The sequence below is a fragment of the Fictibacillus sp. B-59209 genome, assembly GCF_036216745.1.
Taxonomy (GTDB): domain Bacteria; phylum Bacillota; class Bacilli; order Bacillales; family Fictibacillaceae; genus Fictibacillus_C; species Fictibacillus_C marinisediminis.
Map to the genome: position 1 here is coordinate 1 of NZ_JARMMC010000038.1, position 20037 is coordinate 20037.

21 protein-coding genes and 1 riboswitch are annotated in these 20037 nt (G+C 44.1%); of the genes, 17 read left to right on the forward strand and 4 right to left on the reverse strand.

Translation table 11 applies throughout. The annotated features are described in order from the left end of the window. Positions 1-146 precede the first annotated feature (146 nt). Positions 147-803, reverse strand: a complete 657-nt coding sequence (locus P4361_RS21465; RefSeq protein WP_328090922.1) for a L,D-transpeptidase — start codon at positions 801-803, stop codon at positions 147-149. Positions 804-1043: 240 nt separating this feature from the next. On the opposite strand from P4361_RS21465, the gene P4361_RS21470 reads away from it, so the two are divergent. The 6 genes from P4361_RS21470 to P4361_RS21495 all read left to right on the forward strand — a co-directional run bounded on the left by P4361_RS21470 (position 1044) and on the right by P4361_RS21495 (position 6626). Then, positions 1044-2195: an acyl-CoA dehydrogenase family protein gene (locus P4361_RS21470; RefSeq protein WP_328090924.1), complete on the forward strand. Its 1152-nt coding sequence runs from the start codon at positions 1044-1046 to the stop codon at positions 2193-2195. A gap of 137 nt (positions 2196-2332) precedes the next feature. Then, on the forward strand, positions 2333-2554 hold the full coding sequence (locus P4361_RS21475) for a hypothetical protein (protein WP_328090925.1): 222 nt from the start codon (positions 2333-2335) through the stop codon (positions 2552-2554). Positions 2555-2684: 130 nt separating this feature from the next. Beyond that, on the forward strand, positions 2685-3026 hold the full coding sequence (locus P4361_RS21480) for a metal-sensitive transcriptional regulator (RefSeq protein ID WP_248253740.1): 342 nt from the start codon (positions 2685-2687) through the stop codon (positions 3024-3026). Between the two features lie 24 nt (positions 3027-3050). Then, entirely contained in the window at positions 3051-3257 is a 207-nt protein-coding gene (gene copZ / locus P4361_RS21485) for a copper chaperone CopZ (RefSeq protein ID WP_053357194.1), read from the forward strand. A gap of 87 nt (positions 3258-3344) precedes the next feature. Beyond that, complete coding sequence (locus P4361_RS21490; RefSeq protein ID WP_328090926.1) at positions 3345-5762, forward strand: heavy metal translocating P-type ATPase; 2418 nt, start codon at positions 3345-3347, stop codon at positions 5760-5762. Positions 5763-5774: 12 nt separating this feature from the next. Next, complete coding sequence (locus P4361_RS21495) at positions 5775-6626, forward strand: hypothetical protein (protein WP_328090927.1); 852 nt, start codon at positions 5775-5777, stop codon at positions 6624-6626. Positions 6627-6693: 67 nt separating this feature from the next. Here P4361_RS21495 and P4361_RS21500 read toward each other — a convergent pair whose 3' ends face one another. Further along, complete coding sequence (locus tag P4361_RS21500) at positions 6694-7596, reverse strand: sulfite exporter TauE/SafE family protein (RefSeq protein WP_328090928.1); 903 nt, start codon at positions 7594-7596, stop codon at positions 6694-6696. Positions 7597-7820: 224 nt separating this feature from the next. After that, a riboswitch (SAM riboswitch) is annotated at positions 7821-7930 on the forward strand. 131 nt (positions 7931-8061) lie between these two features. Here P4361_RS21500 and P4361_RS21505 point away from each other — a divergent pair. The 9 genes from P4361_RS21505 to P4361_RS21545 all read left to right on the forward strand — a co-directional run bounded on the left by P4361_RS21505 (position 8062) and on the right by P4361_RS21545 (position 15361). Then, complete coding sequence (locus P4361_RS21505; RefSeq protein WP_425590302.1) at positions 8062-8178, forward strand: YezD family protein; 117 nt, start codon at positions 8062-8064, stop codon at positions 8176-8178. Between the two features lie 93 nt (positions 8179-8271). Then, positions 8272-8973 (forward strand): phosphoadenylyl-sulfate reductase, encoded by a 702-nt coding sequence (locus tag P4361_RS21510; protein WP_328090930.1) that lies wholly within the window; start codon positions 8272-8274, stop codon positions 8971-8973. A gap of 27 nt (positions 8974-9000) precedes the next feature. Continuing rightward, entirely contained in the window at positions 9001-10149 is a 1149-nt protein-coding gene (sat, locus tag P4361_RS21515; protein ID WP_328090932.1) for a sulfate adenylyltransferase, read from the forward strand. A gap of 11 nt (positions 10150-10160) precedes the next feature. After that, positions 10161-10772: an adenylyl-sulfate kinase gene (gene cysC, locus P4361_RS21520; protein ID WP_256224443.1), complete on the forward strand. Its 612-nt coding sequence runs from the start codon at positions 10161-10163 to the stop codon at positions 10770-10772. Positions 10773-10849: 77 nt separating this feature from the next. Continuing rightward, on the forward strand, positions 10850-11632 hold the full coding sequence (cobA, locus tag P4361_RS21525) for a uroporphyrinogen-III C-methyltransferase (RefSeq protein WP_248253731.1): 783 nt from the start codon (positions 10850-10852) through the stop codon (positions 11630-11632). Next, positions 11633-12379: a sirohydrochlorin chelatase gene (locus P4361_RS21530; RefSeq protein WP_328090934.1), complete on the forward strand. Its 747-nt coding sequence runs from the start codon at positions 11633-11635 to the stop codon at positions 12377-12379. It begins immediately after the preceding gene. Between the two features lie 2 nt (positions 12380-12381). Beyond that, positions 12382-12996: an NAD(P)-binding protein gene (locus P4361_RS21535; RefSeq protein WP_328090935.1), complete on the forward strand. Its 615-nt coding sequence runs from the start codon at positions 12382-12384 to the stop codon at positions 12994-12996. A 249-nt stretch (positions 12997-13245) separates the two neighbouring features. Continuing rightward, the gene (locus tag P4361_RS21540) at positions 13246-13782 is read left to right on the forward strand and encodes an NfeD family protein (protein WP_248253728.1); all 537 of its coding nucleotides are present in this window, start codon (positions 13246-13248) and stop codon (positions 13780-13782) included. A 16-nt stretch (positions 13783-13798) separates the two neighbouring features. After that, positions 13799-15361: an SPFH domain-containing protein gene (locus tag P4361_RS21545; protein ID WP_425590301.1), complete on the forward strand. Its 1563-nt coding sequence runs from the start codon at positions 13799-13801 to the stop codon at positions 15359-15361. A gap of 166 nt (positions 15362-15527) precedes the next feature. Here P4361_RS21545 and P4361_RS21550 read toward each other — a convergent pair whose 3' ends face one another. Both P4361_RS21550 and P4361_RS21555 read right to left on the reverse strand, forming a co-directional pair. Further along, positions 15528-16181: a LysE family translocator gene (locus P4361_RS21550; RefSeq protein ID WP_328090938.1), complete on the reverse strand. Its 654-nt coding sequence runs from the start codon at positions 16179-16181 to the stop codon at positions 15528-15530. An 836-nt stretch (positions 16182-17017) separates the two neighbouring features. Beyond that, entirely contained in the window at positions 17018-18232 is a 1215-nt protein-coding gene (locus tag P4361_RS21555; RefSeq protein ID WP_328090939.1) for a cytochrome P450, read from the reverse strand. A gap of 210 nt (positions 18233-18442) precedes the next feature. On the opposite strand from P4361_RS21555, the gene P4361_RS21560 reads away from it, so the two are divergent. Then, positions 18443-19210 (forward strand): class I SAM-dependent methyltransferase, encoded by a 768-nt coding sequence (locus P4361_RS21560; protein WP_328090940.1) that lies wholly within the window; start codon positions 18443-18445, stop codon positions 19208-19210. Between the two features lie 13 nt (positions 19211-19223). Next, positions 19224-20003, forward strand: coding sequence for a class I SAM-dependent methyltransferase (locus P4361_RS21565; RefSeq protein WP_328090941.1), 780 nt, complete (start codon positions 19224-19226; stop codon positions 20001-20003). The last annotated feature ends 34 nt before the right edge of the window (positions 20004-20037 follow it).

Genomic DNA, 20037 nt, shown 5'->3' on the forward strand with positions numbered 1-20037 from the left:
AAGCGCCTGCGGGAGTCTCACCTGTCACGCTAGTCCCGCAGGAGTCTCGCACCTTGCACTCCAATCAACTTTTCATTGAAGATTTTTCACGTCAAAGGAGCTGCCTGAAGGTCAATTTTCGACTTTCAGGACAGCCCCTTCTTTTTTTATTGTGCGGTTACGTAACCATATTGTCCAGCAATTACAGGGAACGATTTGACTGTATTTGTAATAATGACGGTGGTTTGAAGAGTGATCTGATCAAAAAGCCACCTTGCCTCTTCGTTATGCATTCTTATGCAGCCGGAAGAAACATGCTGGCCGATGGAGCTTTCATTGTTGTTTCCGTGAATGGCATAGGAGATTTGAGGGTTTACGGATAAGCCCATCCATCGGTCGCCGAGAGGATTCTTAGGATCGCCTCCAGCAATATGTTCTTTGTAATAGGGTCTGTTTTTAATCTTATTGGCAATTTTATAGATTCCCTGGGGAGTGGGGGTCGAAGATTTACCTGAAGCAATTGAAAATGTTTTTACAATCGTCCCGTTTTTATAATAGGCGAGCTCATTGCTATGAAGGTTAATGATCAATAGCGGATATGCAGAAGGGCTTTTTACCTCTTGGTTCGTTTCCTTATCTGGAGATGTTGGGTTCACCTCTGGTTTTTGAATTTTTTCTTGATTTTCTTTTTGCTCAACAGGAGGATACTTGGCTGAAGGATGAACGGATTTCGGGGAGCTAAATGAGGAGTGCTGATAGAAATAATAAGAAAAAGCAAACAGCCCAATGGCTAGAAATACAAGAATTCGGTATCTGAGTTTCACAGTTGATGTCCTTTCTATGGATGAAATATAAGAATTGGATGATAAATAAAAAGATCCATCCTATTTCATTAGACGTCATCAGGTAAGGAATGGTCTCTGTCCGAAATAAAAATGAGCAAAGCGCCTAAGAACAAAGCATGAAAGTTGCGAAGTGTACATAAACGAAGTAGGGTAAATATAATAAAACAGAGTTTTTTCTACACAAAAACTATACTATTAAAAGGCAGTTGGTGAGACAAAATGGAATTTATCCATACTGAATTTCAGGCTCGCTGGATGAAGAAATTACATGAGCTTAGTGAGAGATTTGCAGAGCGCGCTCCCGAACATGATCAGCAAGGCACTTTTCCATTTGAGAATTTCAAGGAATTGGGGGAATCCGGTTACTTATCCTTGACCGTCCCTAAAGAATACGGAGGACAGGAGATCAGCCTTTATGACTATATCCTGTTTCAGGAACAAATCGCCCGCGGAGACGGTTCTACGGCATTATCAATAGGATGGCATCTTGGTGTGGTTATGGACTTGTCTGAGAGAAAACCATGGGATCCTACAGTCTTTGAGAAGCTCTGCAAACGCATTGTGCATTCTCGAATTTTGATCAACCGTGCTTCCACTGAACCGGCAACAGGAAGTCCGACTCGAGGCGGGAAACCTCAGACGATTGCCGAACAAAAAGGGGATCAATGGATCTTAAACGGAAGAAAGTCCTTTACTTCCATGGCTCCTGCTCTTGACTATTCCATTGTGTCAGCTTCGGTCAAAGATTCAGACCAAGTATCTTCATTTCTCGTGTCACATAAACTTCCGGGTGTTTCCATTGAAGATAAATGGAACACGCTGGGCATGCGGGGAACTCGGAGCGATGACCTGGTTTTAAAAGATGTGGCCGTTGAACGGAATGATCTTGTAGAAACGGCCGATCAGGAGAATAATCAGCAGCTTCCAAAAGCCTGGCTTCTTCACATCCCGGCATGTTATATCGGAATCGCCAGAGCTGCCCGCGATTATGCGGTTTCCTTTGCAAAAAATTATAGGCCTAACAGCTTGAAAGGACCGATAAGTGAAGTTCCTGAAGTGCAAAGAAAAATAGGATTGATGGATTTGGAGCTGTTAAAAGCAAGACAGCTCATGTACGGAGTCATTGAACAATGGGAAAAATATCCTAAAAAACGCCAGTCACTCGGCAGTGCGCTGGCTGCGGTGAAATATGCAGCGACAAACAGTGCAAACGAGGTGGTGGATTTGGCCATGAGGATTGTTGGAGCACACAGTCTGTTTCAGGATAATCCCCTGCAAAGATACTATCGAGATGTGCGGGCAGGCCTTCATAACCCTCCGATGGATGACGCTGTTATTTCCATGTTTGCACGAAATGCCTTGAATGACTGATTAACAGGAAAGGGAGATCAAAGTTGAGATCTTCCTTTTTTGTTTTGGAAAATATTGTTTGGCCTTGAAGAAAGGATAATGACAATAAAGCGCAGAATATGTTGTATACAGGAACATCTTGAAAAGGGGTGGACAGGATGGAACGCAGTTCTGCAAATCAAGCGGCAAATCTCATTGGTGATTCAGCGGTACAAATGCTGCACAGCAAAGGGCTTTTAGTGGTCAGTGAAGAGGAATGGTCAACTCTTCAGCAGGAAATGAATACCTCAGAGCTTGAGATCAGAAGATTGAAAAAGGAATTGCTTCGATATGCAAGAAAAATCGCAACCTGGAAAACCTTTGGTAAATCGTGCAGCTAAGGTAAGATGACTCTTATTTTGGACTTTTTGCTGAAATAAGAGTATACATACAAAAAACGGGGAAGAGTAAATGAGAAATTATTTTACTCTGTTCTTCACCCCTTTACATAGGGTAGGGGGGTATGGTAATATGAAGGAGAAAAGGAGGCTGGTTGATTTGGAAATACAAGAACATGAATCACACTGTTCAACAGAAAGAAAAAGCCACCATTCTGATAAAATGAAAAGCAACCTGGTGACCCGTTTAAATCGTATTGAAGGACAGATTCGGGGGGTAAAGGGTATGATTGAACGTGATACGTACTGTGATGATGTTCTTACCCAATTATCAGCCATTCAGTCAGCGCTAAATAGTGTCGGGAAACTGCTTCTTGAAGGACATATGAGAAGCTGTGTTGTGGAAAGAATCCAGGAGGGCGAGCTGGAAGTGATCGATGAGCTCTTGGTAACTGTGAAAAAATTAATGAAATAAATCATACATCAGGGAGGTATAGTGATGGAGAAAATCATGCTGAATGTAAAAGGAATGTCTTGCGGACATTGCGTCAATGCTGTGGAAGGAAGCGTAGGGAAATTAAACGGTGTTCATCATGTTAAAGTACAGCTGGAGGAAGGTACCGTTGAAGTAGAGTTTGATTCCACCAAAGTTAATCTTGAAGAAATTAAAGAAACCATTGATGAACAAGGATACGATATTGCCTAATTGAAAGGACCAAAATGGACCGTGCTTAAACAGCACGTTCTCTTTTGGAAATGAATATACCCTATAAGGGTATAGGAGGGTATTCTTATGAGTGATAAATCAAAAGAAATGAGTATCCCGATTTCTGGCATGACTTGCGCTGCCTGTGCATTGAGAATTGAAAAAGGCCTTAAAAAAATGGATGGTGTTTCTGATGCAAACGTGAATTTTGCTCTGGAAAAATCAACAGTGGTTTATGATCCTGAATTAGCAGGGCCGAAAGATTTTCAACAGAAAATCAAAGATCTCGGCTATGATATTGCGGGAGATAAAGTGGAATTCAATATAAGCGGAATGACCTGTTCTGCTTGTTCTGCTCGAATTGAAAAAGGGTTAAAGAAACTGTATGGCATACTGGATGCGAATGTGAACTTAGCGCTGGAAACAGCCACGGTCAGTTACCAGCCTTCTGAGATATCTGTTTCTGAAATGATTAAAAAAGTAGAAGACCTTGGATATGGGGCAAGTTTGAAAGAGACAGACGGAAATAAGGCTGCTGATCTCAGAGAAAAGGAAATTCAGAACCAAACCGGCAAGTTCCTGTTTTCACTTATTCTTTCTTTGCCACTTTTATGGGCCATGGCCAGCCATTTTTCGTTCACTTCCTTTATCTATCTGCCTGATATGTTCATGAATCCATGGGTTCAGCTCGCTTTGGCAACGCCCGTTCAATTGATTGTAGGGAAACAATTTTATACAGGTGCATATAAAGCATTGAAAAATAAAAGTGCAAATATGGATGTACTCGTTGCATTGGGTACATCCGCCGCTTATTTTTACAGCCTTTATTTGACCATACAGGCAGCAGCCAATGGCAATAACATGCCTGAACTCTACTTTGAGACTTCGGCTGTCCTTATCACCTTGATTTTACTCGGTAAATTGTTTGAAGCGAGGGCAAAAGGAAGATCTTCTGAGGCCATAAAAAAACTGATGGGACTTCAGGCAAAAACAGCGCTTGTAATCCGTAACGGAGAAGAGCTGGAACTGCCATTGGAAGAAGTTGTAGCAGGAGATGTTGTTTCAGTCAAACCAGGTGAAAAAATCCCGGTTGACGGAGAGGTTGTTGGAGGCTATTCTGCTGTCGATGAATCCATGCTGACAGGGGAAAGTGTCCCTGTTGATAAAGCATCAGGAGACACGGTCATTGGAGCAACGATCAATCGTAATGGTTTTTTGAAAATCAAGGCAACGAAGGTTGGAAGAGATACAGTGTTATCCCAAATCATTAAAGTGGTGGAAGAAGCACAGGGCTCAAAAGCACCGATTCAGCGCTTAGCAGACAGAATTTCTGGGATTTTTGTTCCGATTGTCGTCGGTTTGGCTGTTGTAACCTTTCTCATTTGGTTTTTCTGGCTTGTACCCGGAGATTTTTCAGGAGCTCTTGAAAAACTGATCGCCGTTCTTGTCATCGCCTGCCCATGTGCGCTCGGTCTGGCAACCCCGACATCGATCATGGCCGGATCGGGACGTTCAGCTGAGTTCGGCATTCTTTTCAAAGGCGGGGAGCATCTAGAAAATACACACCTGATCGATACCATTATTTTAGATAAAACAGGAACAGTCACGAACGGAAGACCGGTTTTAACAGATATATTGCCTGCTTCAGGGCTTTCTGAGCAGGAGCTGTTAGTTCTTGCTGGAAGCGCTGAGAAAAATTCAGAACATCCTCTCGCCCAGGCAATTGTTGAGGGAATGACGGAACGGGACCTCATGCCTCTTTCCTCCAGCAGATTTGAAGCCATACCCGGACACGGTATCCAGGCTGTGGTCGATGGAAAAAGAGTACTTATAGGTACAAGAAAGCTGTTGAATGATCATGATATACCACTGCAGGCTATTCTTGAAAAAATGGAAGAGCTGGAAGAGCAGGGCAAGACGGTGATGCTCGCAGCTATAGATGGAGAGTACAGCGGGATGGTTGCTGTGGCCGATACGATAAAAGAAACATCCAAGGAAGCCATCAGCCGTTTAAATGCGATGAACATTGATGTATGGATGATTACCGGAGACAACACAAGGACCGCAAAAGCGATTGCCGATCAGGCTGGCATCGAGCAGGTTATTGCAGAAGTGCTGCCAGAAGGAAAGGCTGAAGAAGTGAAAAAACTTCAGCAGAAAGGCAGAAAAACAGCAATGGTAGGTGACGGTATAAATGACGCACCAGCACTTGCTGCAGCTGACATCGGGATGGCAATCGGAACAGGCGCGGATATAGCGATGGAAGCAGCTGATATTACATTGATCCGCGGTGATCTGAACAGTATTGCTGACGCTATTTTTATGAGCAAACGCACGATACGGAACATTAAACAAAATCTTTTTTGGGCGTTTGCTTATAATGCACTTGGCATCCCGATCGCTGCCAGCGGGTTTTTGGCTCCGTGGCTCGCAGGAGCTGCTATGGCATTCAGCTCGGTATCCGTTGTATTGAACGCGCTTAGGCTTCAAAAAATTAAACTGTAGAGGTGAGTTTTGATGAAAAGCAAAAACATCCGCAACTGGGTGCTGTCTGCTGTTGGTATCCTCATTCTGATCATGGCTGGCTATGCTGTTTATGACGTTTTAGAAGGCAAGGACGGGAAGAGGGAGCAGGCCGGCCATCAAGGTGGTCATTCAGAAATGCCTGGCATGGACCATGGGAATAAACATGGAGAACATGATGGACATAGTTCTGGTGATTTGGCCAAAAGTGAGGTTAAGCCTTCCGTCAGCTACAAAGATGGTGTCATTTCGATTCAGTTAAAAGATCAAAAAGGCAGGCCTTTCGATGAGCTGGAGGTCAATCATGAAAAGCTGATGCACTTCATTCTGGTCAGCGAAGATTTAAAACAATACAATCACCTTCATCCTCAAAAGACCAGTAAAGGCTCGTTTGAAGTAAAGCACAGTCTGCAGCCTGGAACCTACAATGCATTTGTAGACATCAAGCCCAAAAATAAAGCTTATGCCGTTGCCCCGTTGAAAATTGAAGCGGGAAGCCATGGAAATCATACTCACCAGCCAGAATTGAAGGCAGATACCACCTTTTCAAAAACAATTGATGGACACAAGGTATCATTGACGCCAAAAGAATTTAAAGCTGGCCAGCCTGTTACGCTGCAATTTAGCATGGGTGATGCAAAACCTGAACCTTATCTTGGAGCACGTGGCCATGTTGTGGTCTTAGATCATACAGGAGAAAAATATGTCCACGTTCATCCTTCCACTCCTGAAGATACAAAATTTGAGACGGAATTTGAGGAACCTGGACTTTATAAATTGTGGGCGGAGTTTAAGATCAATGGGAAAGTGATCACCTATCCATTCATTATTGAAGTGAAGAAATAGCAGAATACAATAAAAGCTGACTCATTTGAGTCAGCTTTTATTGGTATAAATTATTGTTTGTGATGTGTCAGTGGAGATTAGTGCTTTCAGTTTGTGGTCCAGCTGAGAAAGAATGTTTTTTATTTTTTCTAATGCTGAAGAAAATTGCCGCCAGCCAAACGACGACCAGCACGGTATAGACCGATTGCAGTGCTGTACCGGAGATTCCAGCGGACTGCAAAAGCGTCCGGGCGTTCGTTACAATAATCAATCCTCCAACAACTACACCTAAAATATGCGAAGGGATAATGCGGACGAGCCATGCTGCGATCGGTGCTGCGATTAATCCTCCCGCCATGAGGGCGATAACCCACATCCAGTTGACCTGCTCCCATCCGAGAGAGATGAGGAAACCGAGTGTAGCAGAAACGGCAACAGCAAATTCGCTCGTATCCACGGAACCGATGACTTTTCTTGTTGTTGTGCCGTTTTTGGCTAACAGGACAGGTGTGGCTACCGGTCCCCAGCCTCCTCCTCCGGTGGCATCCAAGAAGCCAGCAACAAGTCCGAGCGGGATGAGCTGCTTGCGGCTGAACGCTTTTTCATGATCAACAGGCTTGTTGTTCTTTTTAAATAAAAATCGGTACAGAATAAAGAAACCAAGGAACAGCAGGAAAAAGGAAATATACGGTTTTACTGCGTCGCCAGGAAGATTGGATAAAAAGCAGGCACCGGTAAATGCCCCAATGGATCCCGGAATAATGAGACGAAAGATAATTTTACGGTCAACATTACCGAACCTGATGTGTGATGCACCTGAGGCGGCTGTCGTAACAACCTCTGCAAAGTGAACCGAAGCCGAAGCAACCGCCGGAGCGATTCCGAAGGCCAGCAGCAGGGAAGTCGAAGTCAGTCCGTAAGCCATTCCGAGTGACCCGTCAATCAGTTGTGCAACGAGTCCAATCAGGGCCAGGATGATCAGTTTTTTCATTTTACTCCTCCTAACAAATAAAAGGCCCTTAACAGTAAAGTTAAGAGCCTTCGGTTTTTCCGATCAGCAGTGTATCTCTTTTCGAATTTAGTATCTACTATATTCAATGGAATGAAAGTCTGTCAATAAAATTTTTGGATATTTCAATAAATATTTTTTAATCCGATAAGAATAATAGGGTTTGCGAAAGCATAAATGTGTGTTATTATTTAAAAAAATAAAAAAACTTATCCAGAGCGGTGAAGGGAACTGGCCCGATGAAACCCGGCAACCTGCATTTTTTTGCAAGGTGCTAACTCCAGCAGAATGTTTATTACATTTTGGAAGATAAGGTAATATGTTTACCTCGTCAGTCTTTCCGAAATGGAAAGGTTTTTTTATTGCCATTTTAATTCCTAAAAAAACCTAACAAAGCATATTAAACGAGGAGGTTCTGATGTGGTAAACGGTAAAAGCCAGGATGAAATTTTTGAACAGTTAAAAGAAATGCTGAACAGTATCAAGTATGGGTCCATCACGTTAATTATTCAGGATGGAAAGCTGATTCAGCTGGAAAAAAACGAAAAGGTACGTTTTAAATAAATATTCGCTGACTAGAAAACTAGAGGCGGTTTTAACATAGCAGGATGGCTGCTTATGGTTAAAGCTGCCTTTTTCATTGGAGGGGTGGTTAACATGCTCAAGTTTGACACATGGAAAGAACAGGAGTTTACGTTTCCGGAAGACAGTGAAACGAAGGGGGCACTCGAAGTACTGAAATGGGCGTATGAGCAATATGGAGCTGCACTCGTTTATGCGTGCAGCTTCGGAATAGAAGGCAGTGTCCTGGTGGATCTTGTATCCAAGGTCAAACCAGATGCAAGAGTCGTTTTCCTGGATACAGGCCTTCACTTCAAGGAAACGTACGAGGTGATCGAAAAGGCGAAAAAAAGATATCCGGAAATGAAGATTGAGATGAAGAAGCCTTCGCTGTCCTTGTTGGAACAGGCGGAAAAGCATGGCAGCGAGTTATGGAAAAGAGAACCGAACCTCTGCTGTTATATACGAAAGGTAGCCCCTCTTGAGGAAACACTGAACGGAGCACCGGCATGGCTGTCGGGTCTCCGGAGGGAGCAGTCGGCAGGGAGGAGCAATGTTCAGTACATCAATAAGGATGAACGTTTTAAATCCGTGAAAATCTGTCCGCTGATCCATTGGACGTGGAAGGAAATTTGGAGATACGCCTACAAGCAGAATCTGCCCTACAATCCGCTTCACGATCAGGGGTATCCGAGCATCGGCTGCGAGCCGTGCACGCTTCCGGCTGACGGATCGGGTGATTCCCGCTCAGGACGCTGGTCAGGGCAAGGGAAAACAGAGTGTGGACTTCACGAATAATAAAGTAAAATTACAGGAGGAATTAACATGACATCAATTTTGCCGCATGGAGGAAAGCTGATAAACCGTTATGAACCAAATCTGCCAACGGACCACATTCAAAAGGAAATGGAACTGGATGCTACATCCTTAAGTGATCTTGAACTGATCGGTGTAGGAGCCTACAGCCCAATTACCGGTTTTCTAAATGAAGAAGACTATCAATCTGTCGTTGATTCTCTACGTCTTGCTGATGGAACGGTTTGGAGCATTCCAATCGTCCTTCCAGTTCATGAAAAACAAGCCAGGACGCTATCAGCAGGAGATCAGGCGAGGCTCGTATTTGAGGGTGTAACGTACGGAGTCATCGAGGTGGAAGACCTTTACCGCCCGGACATTAAGCATGAAGCAGAGCAGGTCTACCAAACGGCAGATACTGCACACCCTGGGGTTAAAAAACTTCTGGAACGCCCTTCTTACTATGTCGGAGGATCAATCACTCTCGTAAAGAGGCCTGAAAAACAGAGGTTTACTGAATATCGTCTGGATCCAGCTGAAACCCGCCAAGTCTTCAGAGACAGGGGATGGAATACAGTTGTAGGTTTCCAGACAAGAAATCCTGTGCATCGAGCACACGAATACATTCAAAAAACAGCCCTTGAAACCGTAGATGGACTGTTCCTGAACCCGCTTGTTGGAGAAACGAAATCCGATGATATTCCCGCTGATGTGAGGATGGAAAGCTATGAAATCCTGCTTGAAAACTATTATCCGCAAGACCGGGTATTCTTGGCCGTATTTCCGGCAGCGATGAGATATGCAGGACCGAGGGAAGCCATTTTTCATGCGATGGTCCGCAAAAACTTCGGATGCACACACTTTATCGTTGGAAGGGATCATGCAGGTGTGGGCAATTATTATGGGACGTATGATGCACAAAAAATCTTTTCCAGGTTTACTCCGGAAGAACTAGGCATTACACTGATGTTCTTTGAACATAGCTTCTATTGTACAAAGTGCGAAGGAATGGCTTCATCGAAAACATGTCCTCACAGCAAAGAGGATCATGTGATTTTGTCAGGCACTAAAGTGAGGGAACTGCTGAGAAATGGAGAGCTTCCGCCAGCCACCTTCAGCCGCAAAGAAGTCGTAGAAGTACTGATCAAAGGTCTGAAAGAAAAAACAGTAATCGCATAAGGAGGAACATGATGAGCCAAATACAGAACATTACATGGCACCAGGCGGCCGTATCAAAGGAAGATAGAAGAACACAAAATGCCCATCATAGTTTCGTAATATGGCTGACAGGGCTATCGGGTTCAGGAAAATCGACTCTTGCCAATGAGGTTGCTAAAGAACTGTTTCGGCGGCAGGTGAAAAACTATGTGCTGGATGGCGACAACATACGCCACGGCTTAAATAATGATCTTGGCTTTTCAGACGAGGACCGGAAAGAAAACATACGCCGGATCGGTGAAGTATCCAAGCTGTTTGTAGACAGCGGAACAGTTGTGCTGACGGCATTTATCTCACCATTTAAGGAAGATCGGGATCAGGCGAGACAGATCTTAGGCAGTGATGAATTCCTTGAAATCTTCGTAAAATGTCCGCTCGAAGAATGTGAAAACCGAGATCCGAAAGGACTTTACCAAAAAGCAAGAAAGGGAGAGATCAAAGCATTCACTGGGATCGATTCCCCATACGAGGAGCCGGAATCTCCAGAATTTACAGTGGATACGAAGGCCTCGACGATTGAGGAATGCACGGCCGAAGTCATCTCTTTTCTTGAAAGCAAGAATCTGATCAAAAGGAAGGAATAATCGTGGCCTATAACAGCAACAGTTTTGAAATCTATGAAAGGGAAACGATACTAAACAGCTGAGGCAGGTGAATGAAATTGAGCAAAGTGTATTTAGTGGGTGCTGGACCGGGGGATGCGGAATTAATCACCATCAAAGGAGCAAGATGTATTAAGGAAGCTGATGTTATTCTTTATGACCGGCTTGTTAATAAAGATCTGCTGGATTATGCAAAGCCAGGTGCAGATTTGATCTATTGCGGAAAGCTCCCTAATCTTCATACGATGCAGCAAGATACGATCAACCATTTTTTAGTGAAGTATGCCAAAAAAGGAAAAGTTGTCACCCGGTTAAAGGGTGGTGATCCTTTTGTATTCGGCAGGGGCGGTGAAGAAGCGGAAGCTCTAGTTAAAAATCATGTGGAATTTGAAGTGGTTCCAGGTATTACATCTGGAATTGCTGCACCGGCTTATGCTGGTATACCAGTTACTCATAGAGACTATGGAGGCAGCTTTGCTATTGTCACCGGCCACCGGAAAGAAGGAGAGGACGAGAAGCAGAGATGGGAAAGCCTTGCTAAAGGAATTGATACACTTGCAATCTATATGGGTGTTAAGAACCTCCCTTACATCTGTGAAAGTCTCGTAAAATATGGGAAGAGCAAAGAAACACCAGCTGCTTTAATTCAATGGGGAACCTTTGGGGAGCAGCGGACGGTTACAGGCACTCTTGAAACGATTGAAACAGTAGCACGAAATGAAGGGATTCAAAATCCAAGCATGATCATCATTGGAGAGGTAGTCAAACTCCGCGAAAAGATCAGCTGGTTTGAAAAGACGCTAATAGAAAAGGATTCTTCTATTATAAGTGAGGCGTTGTAAATGAAAGCATTACTCCTCATCTGCCACGGCAGCAGAACAAAAGCAGGCATGGAAAAAGCATTGGAATTTGCGAAACGGTGCATGGGAGCCAGCGACTATCCCATTAAGGAAGTTTGTTTTCTGGAACTGTCAGCACCTGATATTTCCAAAGGGGTTGAAGCATGTGTCCGTCAAGGAGCAGCCTCCATCTGCGCAATACCGGTTCTTTTATTAACGGCAGCTCATGCAAAAAAGGATATTCCAGAGGAAATAAGGCTGCAGCAAGAACGGTATCCAAATGTAGAGATATCGTACGGGAAGCCTTTCGGAGTGCACGATTCTCTCTCTCATTTATTATGGGAGCGGATTACAGAGTCTGTTGATACGTTTCATAAGAACGCTGTAATCCTTCTCGTTGGAAGAGGAAGCAGTGACCCTGATGTGAAAAGAGATCTCAATGCCATTGCTGCAAATTTACAAAAGAACTATGAGGTGCCGCGGGTTGAAACGTGTTTTTTGACTGCTGCTCAACCTAGCTTTGAAGAGATGCTGAGGCTCTCAGGCTGGGGGTATCAGCAGATCATCGTTGTTCCTTATCTTCTCTTTCCCGGCATCCTGCTCAGCGGGATGAAAAAAGCCATAGCACAACAGCAAAAACAGAGTGATCAAAACTTTATTTTGTGCGAGGCGCTCGGATACCATCCTGTTCTGCAAGACGTTCTCCTCACAAGAATTGAAGAAGCAGAAACGAAAAGTGCGGTTGTGTAGCCATGTATCCGATCATGCTGAATCTTAATTGTAAGCCTGCTGTAGTGATTGGCGGAGGAGCTGTCGCCCATCGCAAGATTTTAGGATTGCTTGAGGCAGGAGCAGCAATAAAGGTGGTTAGTCCTGAGGCTGTTCCGGCGATCCAAAAAATGCAGCATGAACATCTCCTGAAATGGGATAAGAAATCTGTGGAACCAAGTGATTATAAGGACGCATTTATCATTTTTGCAGCGACCGATCAGCCGGAAGTGAATCAGCGGATTGCCGAAAATGCAGGAAACCACCAGCTGGTTAATGTCGTTGATCAGCCGGTACTTGGAAATTTCTCGGTTCCCGCGGTAGCCAGAAGAGGAAAGCTGGTCATGGCTGTTTCAACAGGAGGAGCAAGTCCGATTCTTGCCAAACGGATTAAAAAAGAGTTACTGGCTGCTTATTCAGAAGATTACGAGGCCTACACTCAGTTTTTATTTCGATGCCGAGAACGAATTAAAGAATGGGAAGCCTCCTTAGATGAAAAACAGTCGCTGCTCCATGAGCTGCTGGAAGAACGCTTCATTCATTCAAGAGATGAACAGGAAAATTTCATACGTACTCTAGAACAGAAAGTCTCCTTTTAAGGAGGCTTTTTCCTTTTGTAAGATGAATAATAAATAATCTGAATTTAATTTCCAAAATATGAAACTTTTTCATATTTTATCCGTTTATATAATTAGAACAACATGAAATTTTGTGGAAGTTCGACAATTTTTACCAATTATTCCAAGCGGTTTATGCTACGATATTCCCAGATATGGAGAGGGGGAAGGTGAATGGCTGATTACATACTTAGGTGGTTAAAACCTCATTAAGAGAAGGGGGAAGGCGTTATGGATATTATGGGGTATCCGATGGAAACCATCTATTTAACCGGATTAATCGTATTTGGATGCATCACCTTTCTATATGTTTTGGTCAGTGATCTCATCCATGGAGCATTTGAGGTTTTTTCCCACATTCTCAGTCCGACTCTTGTACTTTCTTTTTTTACCATACTGGGTGCATGCGGCTATGTATTGGAAACAATAACATCTGTTAACAGCTGGTTCATCTTAGGTATATCGGCAGGATCGTCTTTAATCCTTGTGTCCTTGCTGAACATTTTTGTCCTGATCCCGCTTGCCTCCGCAGAAGCGTCACTCAATTACGCTGAGGAGGATTTACGGGGGAGAATCGGTAAAGTGATTACTTCCATCCCGTCCGATGGTTTTGGAGAAGTCTTTATTGAGGGGATCAGCGGAAATATTGCCAAGACAGCGATCAGCCTGGATAATGAGCCGATCGGGCAAGGATCCAAGATTTTAATCGTGGATGTGAAAAGCGGCGTCGTTCATGTTATGCCTTATGAACAAACCGCATTATTGTAACTAATGAATTGGAGGAATGGAAATGACACCTATTTTTATCGCTGCGGGAATTGTTTTGTTTGTTGTAGTTGCCCTGATTTCTGTTTTTATTACAAAGTATAAGACCGCAGGGCCAGATGAGGCGCTGATCGTAACGGGAAGTTTCCTTGGCAGCAAGAACGTGAACATTGATGAATCAGGAAACAAGATCAAGATTGTTCGCGGGGGAGGTACCTTTGTATTCCCGGTCTTCCAGCAGTCCGAGCCACTGAGCCTGCTTTCAAGCAAGCTTGAAGTTCAGACACCGGAAGTTTATACGGAGCAAGGGGTTCCGGTCACAGCGGATGGAACGGCTATCATAAAAATCGGCAGTTCGATCGGGGAAATTGCAACAGCAGCTGAACAGTTTCTTGGAAAAACGAAGCAGGACCGCGAGCTCGAAGCTAGAGAAGTATTGGAAGGCCATCTCCGTTCCATTCTCGGTTCCATGACCGTGGAAGAAATCTATAAAAATCGTGATAAATTTTCTCAGGAGGTTCAGCGCATTGCTTCTCAGGATCTGGCGAAAATGGGTCTTGTGATTGTATCCTTTACGATTAAAGATGTAAGGGATAAGAATGGATATCTTGAGGCTCTCGGAAAACCGAGGATTGCCCAGGTGAAACGAGACGCTGACATTGCAACGGCAGAAGCTGAAAAAGAAACACGCATCAAACGGGCACAAGCGAATAAAGAAGCACAAAAATCCGAGCTTGAGCGTGCGACAGAGGTTGCAGAAGCAGAAAAGATAAATCAGCTGAAAATTGCAGAATTCCGCAGAGAACAGGACATCGCAAAAGCAAAAGCGGACCAGGCATACCACTTGGAGGAAGCGCGTGCCAAACAGGAAGTTACTGAACAGCAGATGCAGATCAAGATCATTGAGCGCCAAAAACAGATCGAATTGGAAGAAAAAGAGATTGCGAGACGCGAGAAACAATATGATTCTGAAGTAAAGAAAAAAGCGGATGCGGATCGTTATGCAGTGGAGCAAGCGGCAGAAGCGGAAAAGCGCAAACAGCTCGCTGAGGCGGATGCCAATAAATATAGAGTGGAAGCGATGGCGACAGCTGAGGCTGAGAAAGTACGTCTTGAAGGGCTTTCTAAAGCAGAAGCTGAGCGGGCCAAAGGGGAGACAGAAGCAGAAGTTATCCGTTTGAAAGGTCTGGCTGAAGCAGAAGCGAAGCAAAAAATCGCCGAAGCCTTTGAAATGTTCGGCCAGGCAGCTATTCTCGATATGATCGTGAACATGCTGCCGGCGTATGCGAAAGAAGTGGCAAGCCCTCTGTCCAACATTGATAAAATTACGGTTGTGGATACTGGCGGCAGCGGTGAAAACGGCGGAGCGAATAAAGTAACCGGCTATGCGACCAACCTGATGGCATCTCTTCAGGAAACCCTTAAGGCCTCATCTGGAATAGATGTAAAAGAGCTGATCGAGAATTTTTCAGGCAAAGGAAATGTTAGACAGAGCCTCGACGGACTGCGCTATGACCTTGCCCAAAAGAACAATGAACCCGCACCATATGACCGCAGTGAAGATCCATTGCCTGTAGAATAAAACAACTGAGGGGGCTGTCCAGAAAGTCGAAAATGACCTTCAGGCAGCCCCTTTTTGNNCCGCCGGTGCTTGCACCAAGAGGCTCACCGCACGCCCCGCGGAAAGCGAGCAGCCTGGAACGGAAATCAACAGCTTACAGACTTCTTGGACAGCCCCTTTATGTATTTCAAGAGAAGAAGGAATAACCGGGCAGGTAACGCAAAAGAATTTGGAGATCTTCAATGATCATTTTTCCCCCGTATCCTAAAAAAAGAAGGCCGAATACAAGATCCAAAATCGCTTGAAAGCGGGCCATTCCTTCCCGGATCAGCTGCATGCCGACAATAGGAAGAACGGCCAGATACCAGCAGGAATTGCCAGCCAAAAAGATAAGAGCGTTACTGAATGGTTCGGAAGCCAAACTTTCTGCGGTCACAAACTGAGGGAAGATACTAAGGAAAAACAGGCTAACCTTTGGATTTAGCAGATTGCTCCAAAAACCCCGCTGATAGGCGAGCAGTGCCGACAAGGCCATGGATGTGATGCTGGATGAATGTACAGCCTGGGGAGAAATTCTTCTGAAAATATTATTGCAGCCTAAATAAATTAAATATGCTGCCCCAGCCATACGGATAAACAAGTATAATAGAGCTGATTCTTTCAAAACGACAGAAAGTCCGAATACGGCGAGAGTGAGATGCAGGATGAAGCTTGTACGATTTCCTAAAAACGTGGCGTAGCCCATCCGCGTGCCATGGCTTAATGTATGCTTTGTCATTAATAAAAAATCCGGACCTGGCGAGGCAGCAAGAGCGAGGCCAAGCAAAAATAAAACGAGCATAGTTTGCCTCCAAATGTATTGGCTTGTATACTCTCACTATATGTTTGACTGTAAGGTTTCAGACACAGAAAGAATAATTAGAAGACCCGGGAGTTGGAACTTTGAAACTATTTCATTATCATTTTTGGACAGATAGAGTAGAAGAGACAGAAAGCTATTATCGGCGTCTGGGCTTTCAAGTAGAAGGCAGATACGCAATGGAAAAAGGAACGGTAACTCCCTACCATCCTCCATTGGAGTGGGATGATTTTCGTGAGAATGCTCTTATTTTTCGCATTATCGAAGTCAGAAAAGGGAATATCAATATAACGTTTGGAGCTGGAAAAAAGCCAATCTTTGACCACATTGGATATTTAGTAACCGATGAAGAACTGAAACAGCTTTGCAACCGTGCTGATGTGATGGGATGGAAAACAGAAGCAGGTGCCCGCAGGACTTTTATCTATACTCCATACCGGTTCAAGATCGAGCTGCAAACCCGCAAAGATGCAGTAGACGGGGGAGATGGCTCTCTGGCCAGGCTGGTAATCGCAAGCCCTGATGAAGCATTTGAAAGAGGACTGGAAAGGCTGTTTCACCGAGAAATGGAAGAAATCAGTTTTATTCAAGGAGCACAGTTTCACCTTCAGGAGGTTTTCATGGAAGGTGTGGAAGGAAGCAGCAAAGACCCGAATAAGGTCATTGTGACCGGATTAAACGGCGAGAAGGGGCTGTCCAAGAAGTNNCTTTCAGGACAGCCCCCTTTTTTAATAGTTGGTTTTGTTAAAGCTCAATGCGGATTTACATTCAGAGAAACATCACATACGAATGGCCCTTCAATCCTATTCCATCCAATTTCACAGAACAGATAGCTTGAACTCTTTTAATCCGTACACAAAGGTGCTCTCGACCGGTTCAAGGGAAAAGTTGCTGCTTTTCACAAATTTGGGATATCGTTTCATCCATTCTTCAATGGCGATTTCTGCTTCCAGCCGGGCAAGCGGAGCTCCAAGGCAAAAATGGATGCCTTTTCCGAAGGCGAGATGAGGATTTGGCTTTCTTTTGATATTGAATTGGCCGGCCTGTTCAAATTGCTGCTCGTCCCGATTCGCAGATCCCATCCATGCCACCACAATATCTCCGGCTTTAATCTGGGCATCGCCAAGAACGGTATCTTCTTTCGCAACACGGCTCATGGCCTGTACAGGAGAACGGTACCGCAGCACTTCTTCGATGGCAAGCGGGAGAGTGCCTTTTGGATTCTTGAGGATTTCCTCATAAATATAGGGGAACTCTGTGAAGCAAAAGAATGCATTGCTGATTAAGTTGGTTGTTGTTTCATTTCCTGCAACAAGCAGCAAAATGCAGAATCCGATGATCTCGTCTTCAGGAAGCACAGTGCCCTGAGCTTCGGCTCCCAGTAGAACGGAGATAATATCTTTTTCAGGGTGTTCTCTTTTATTTCTTATAATCTCTTTAAAATAGACATACAGCTCATGGTACGTTCTTTGCTGGTTCTGTTCCAAATGTTTTATAGCCTCGGGGCTGTTGTCTTTTGGCCCTGCGACTACCCAGTCAGACCACTCTTTGAATTTGGATTGGTCTTCGATGGGTACTCCCAGTATTTCAGCGATCACCATCACCGGAAGCGGATAGGAAAATTGTTTTACGATATCTATATCGGATGCTGGATCGACCTCGTCTAAAAGCTGTTTCGCGATTCGCTCGATCCGGGGACGCCATTCCTTCATAACTTTTGGAGTAAAGGCTTTGTTCACGAGAGCGCGCATCTGTGTATGTTTTGGCAGGTCAATGCTGATCAAACTCAATTCAATCGGGGACTTTTGTTCATCCTCCTGTTTTTTTGACCGGTTGGAGGAAAACAGTTCTTTCGTTTCCAGAACGTACTTTACACTCTGATAATCAAAGGCATCCCAGGCACCCCGTCTTTCATCCTTGCGAACTGGGCTTTCTTTCCGCATTTTTTCATACCAGGAAAAAGGTTCATATCTTTCTTCTTTCGTCGAAATTTCCTCTACTTGCCGAAATGCTGTTTGAGTAGAATTTTCCATGGTGGATTACCTCCAGTTTTTGGTAGTGGCTACATAAAAAGAATACGTCCAATGGAATGAAAGTACAAAGAATATTTATCTAAAACTTTTACTATTTTAAATATTCTGTCCTTATGATTAGTTTTTCTTATGTGATTGGTATGTTTATTAGTAATTTTCTTGTGTGTGGCTTATGCATATGATGAGATTGAGAGAAAGGAGAGAGGATAGATGGATATTAAAGCGAGGGTACAGCAGCAGTTTGGAAAAAATGCTGAAAAATATGTGAGCAGTCCCATTCATGCTAAAGGTAAGGATTTGGCACAAATGGTGGAGATCTCGAACGCAGAGCCACAGGACCGTCTGCTGGATATTGCAACAGGTGGCGGGCACACCGCCAATGTATTTTCTCCACTTGTTAAAGAAGTGACCGCGTTGGATCTGACGAGCGAGATATTGGAAGCTGCAAAAAGATTTATTGAAGGAAACGGTTATCATAATGTCTCGTTCGTCAAAGGTGATGCGGAGAAACTTCCTTTTCCAGAAGAATCGTTTGAAGTGGTTACGTGCCGGATCGCACCTCACCATTTTCCGGATCTTCAATCATTTATCTCGGAATCCTACAGGGTGCTGTCACAGGGCGGAAAACTATTAATCGTAGATAATACGGCACCGGAAAATAAAGAATATGATGAGTTTTATAATGATATAGAAAAAAGAAGAGACCACAGCCATTACCGCGCTTGGAAAAAGTCCGAGTGGATAACGTTTTTGGAAGAAGCCGGTTTCAGGATCGAGCAGATCAATGTTTTTAAAAAGACATTTACGTTTGACAGCTGGTGTGAACGGATGGAGATGAAAAAGGAGGAAAAAGATCAGCTGATTAAAAAAATGATAGATTCACCTTCACATGTTAAGAAATATTTTAGCATTATGGAGAAGGATGGAAAGGTTCAGGAATTCAGCGGAGAAGCTATTCTGATAAAGGCCGTCAAATAAGGAGCTGAGCATTATGGCAATTGATTTTCATGGAGAGGATAACAAATTATCCTACGCCACTAGAACAGCAGCAGATGATTGGAAGAAGATGATTGGACAATATCTGGCCTTGAAGGATTTTAGCGCGGTAGATATCGGCTGCGGAGGAGGCATCTATACGAAAGCACTGATTGAACTGGGCGCCAGGCAAGTGGCTGCTGTCGATTTTTCAGAAAAAATGCTGGAAGCAGCACGCGAGAACTGCCAAGGTTTTGGAGGACGTGTTCAGTATGTACATGGATTTGCGTGGAATACAGGGCTCGAATCGCTTACCGCGGATGTCGTATTGGAACGGGCAGTGATTCATCATTTGACCGAATTGGAAGGATGTATATCAGAAGCCTTTCGCTTGTTGAAACCAGGCGGAATGTTCATCATTCAAGACAGGACACCTGAGGATTGTTTGCTCCCAGGAACAGACACACATATCCGGGGATATTTCTTTGAACAAAATCCAGAATTGATTGAGAAGGAGATCGAGAGGCGTTATACAGGTGAGCAGGTTCGTGGAGCTCTTGAAAAAGCAGGATTTTCACATGTTGAAGAGGTCAAGCTTTGGGAAATGAGAAAACAGTATTCTTCTGTAAAAGACCTCACAGAGGACCTTAGAAAACGTACTGGCCGGTCGCTGCTGTTTGAATTGGACGATGAAAGATTGGAGCACTTAATCCAATACATTGAAACAAAATTGCGAGATGAACAGGAAATAATGGAACAGGACCGATGGACACTTTGGTTTGCCAGAAAAGGATAATGGTTAGGATGATGGGGCTTTCCAGAAAGTCGAA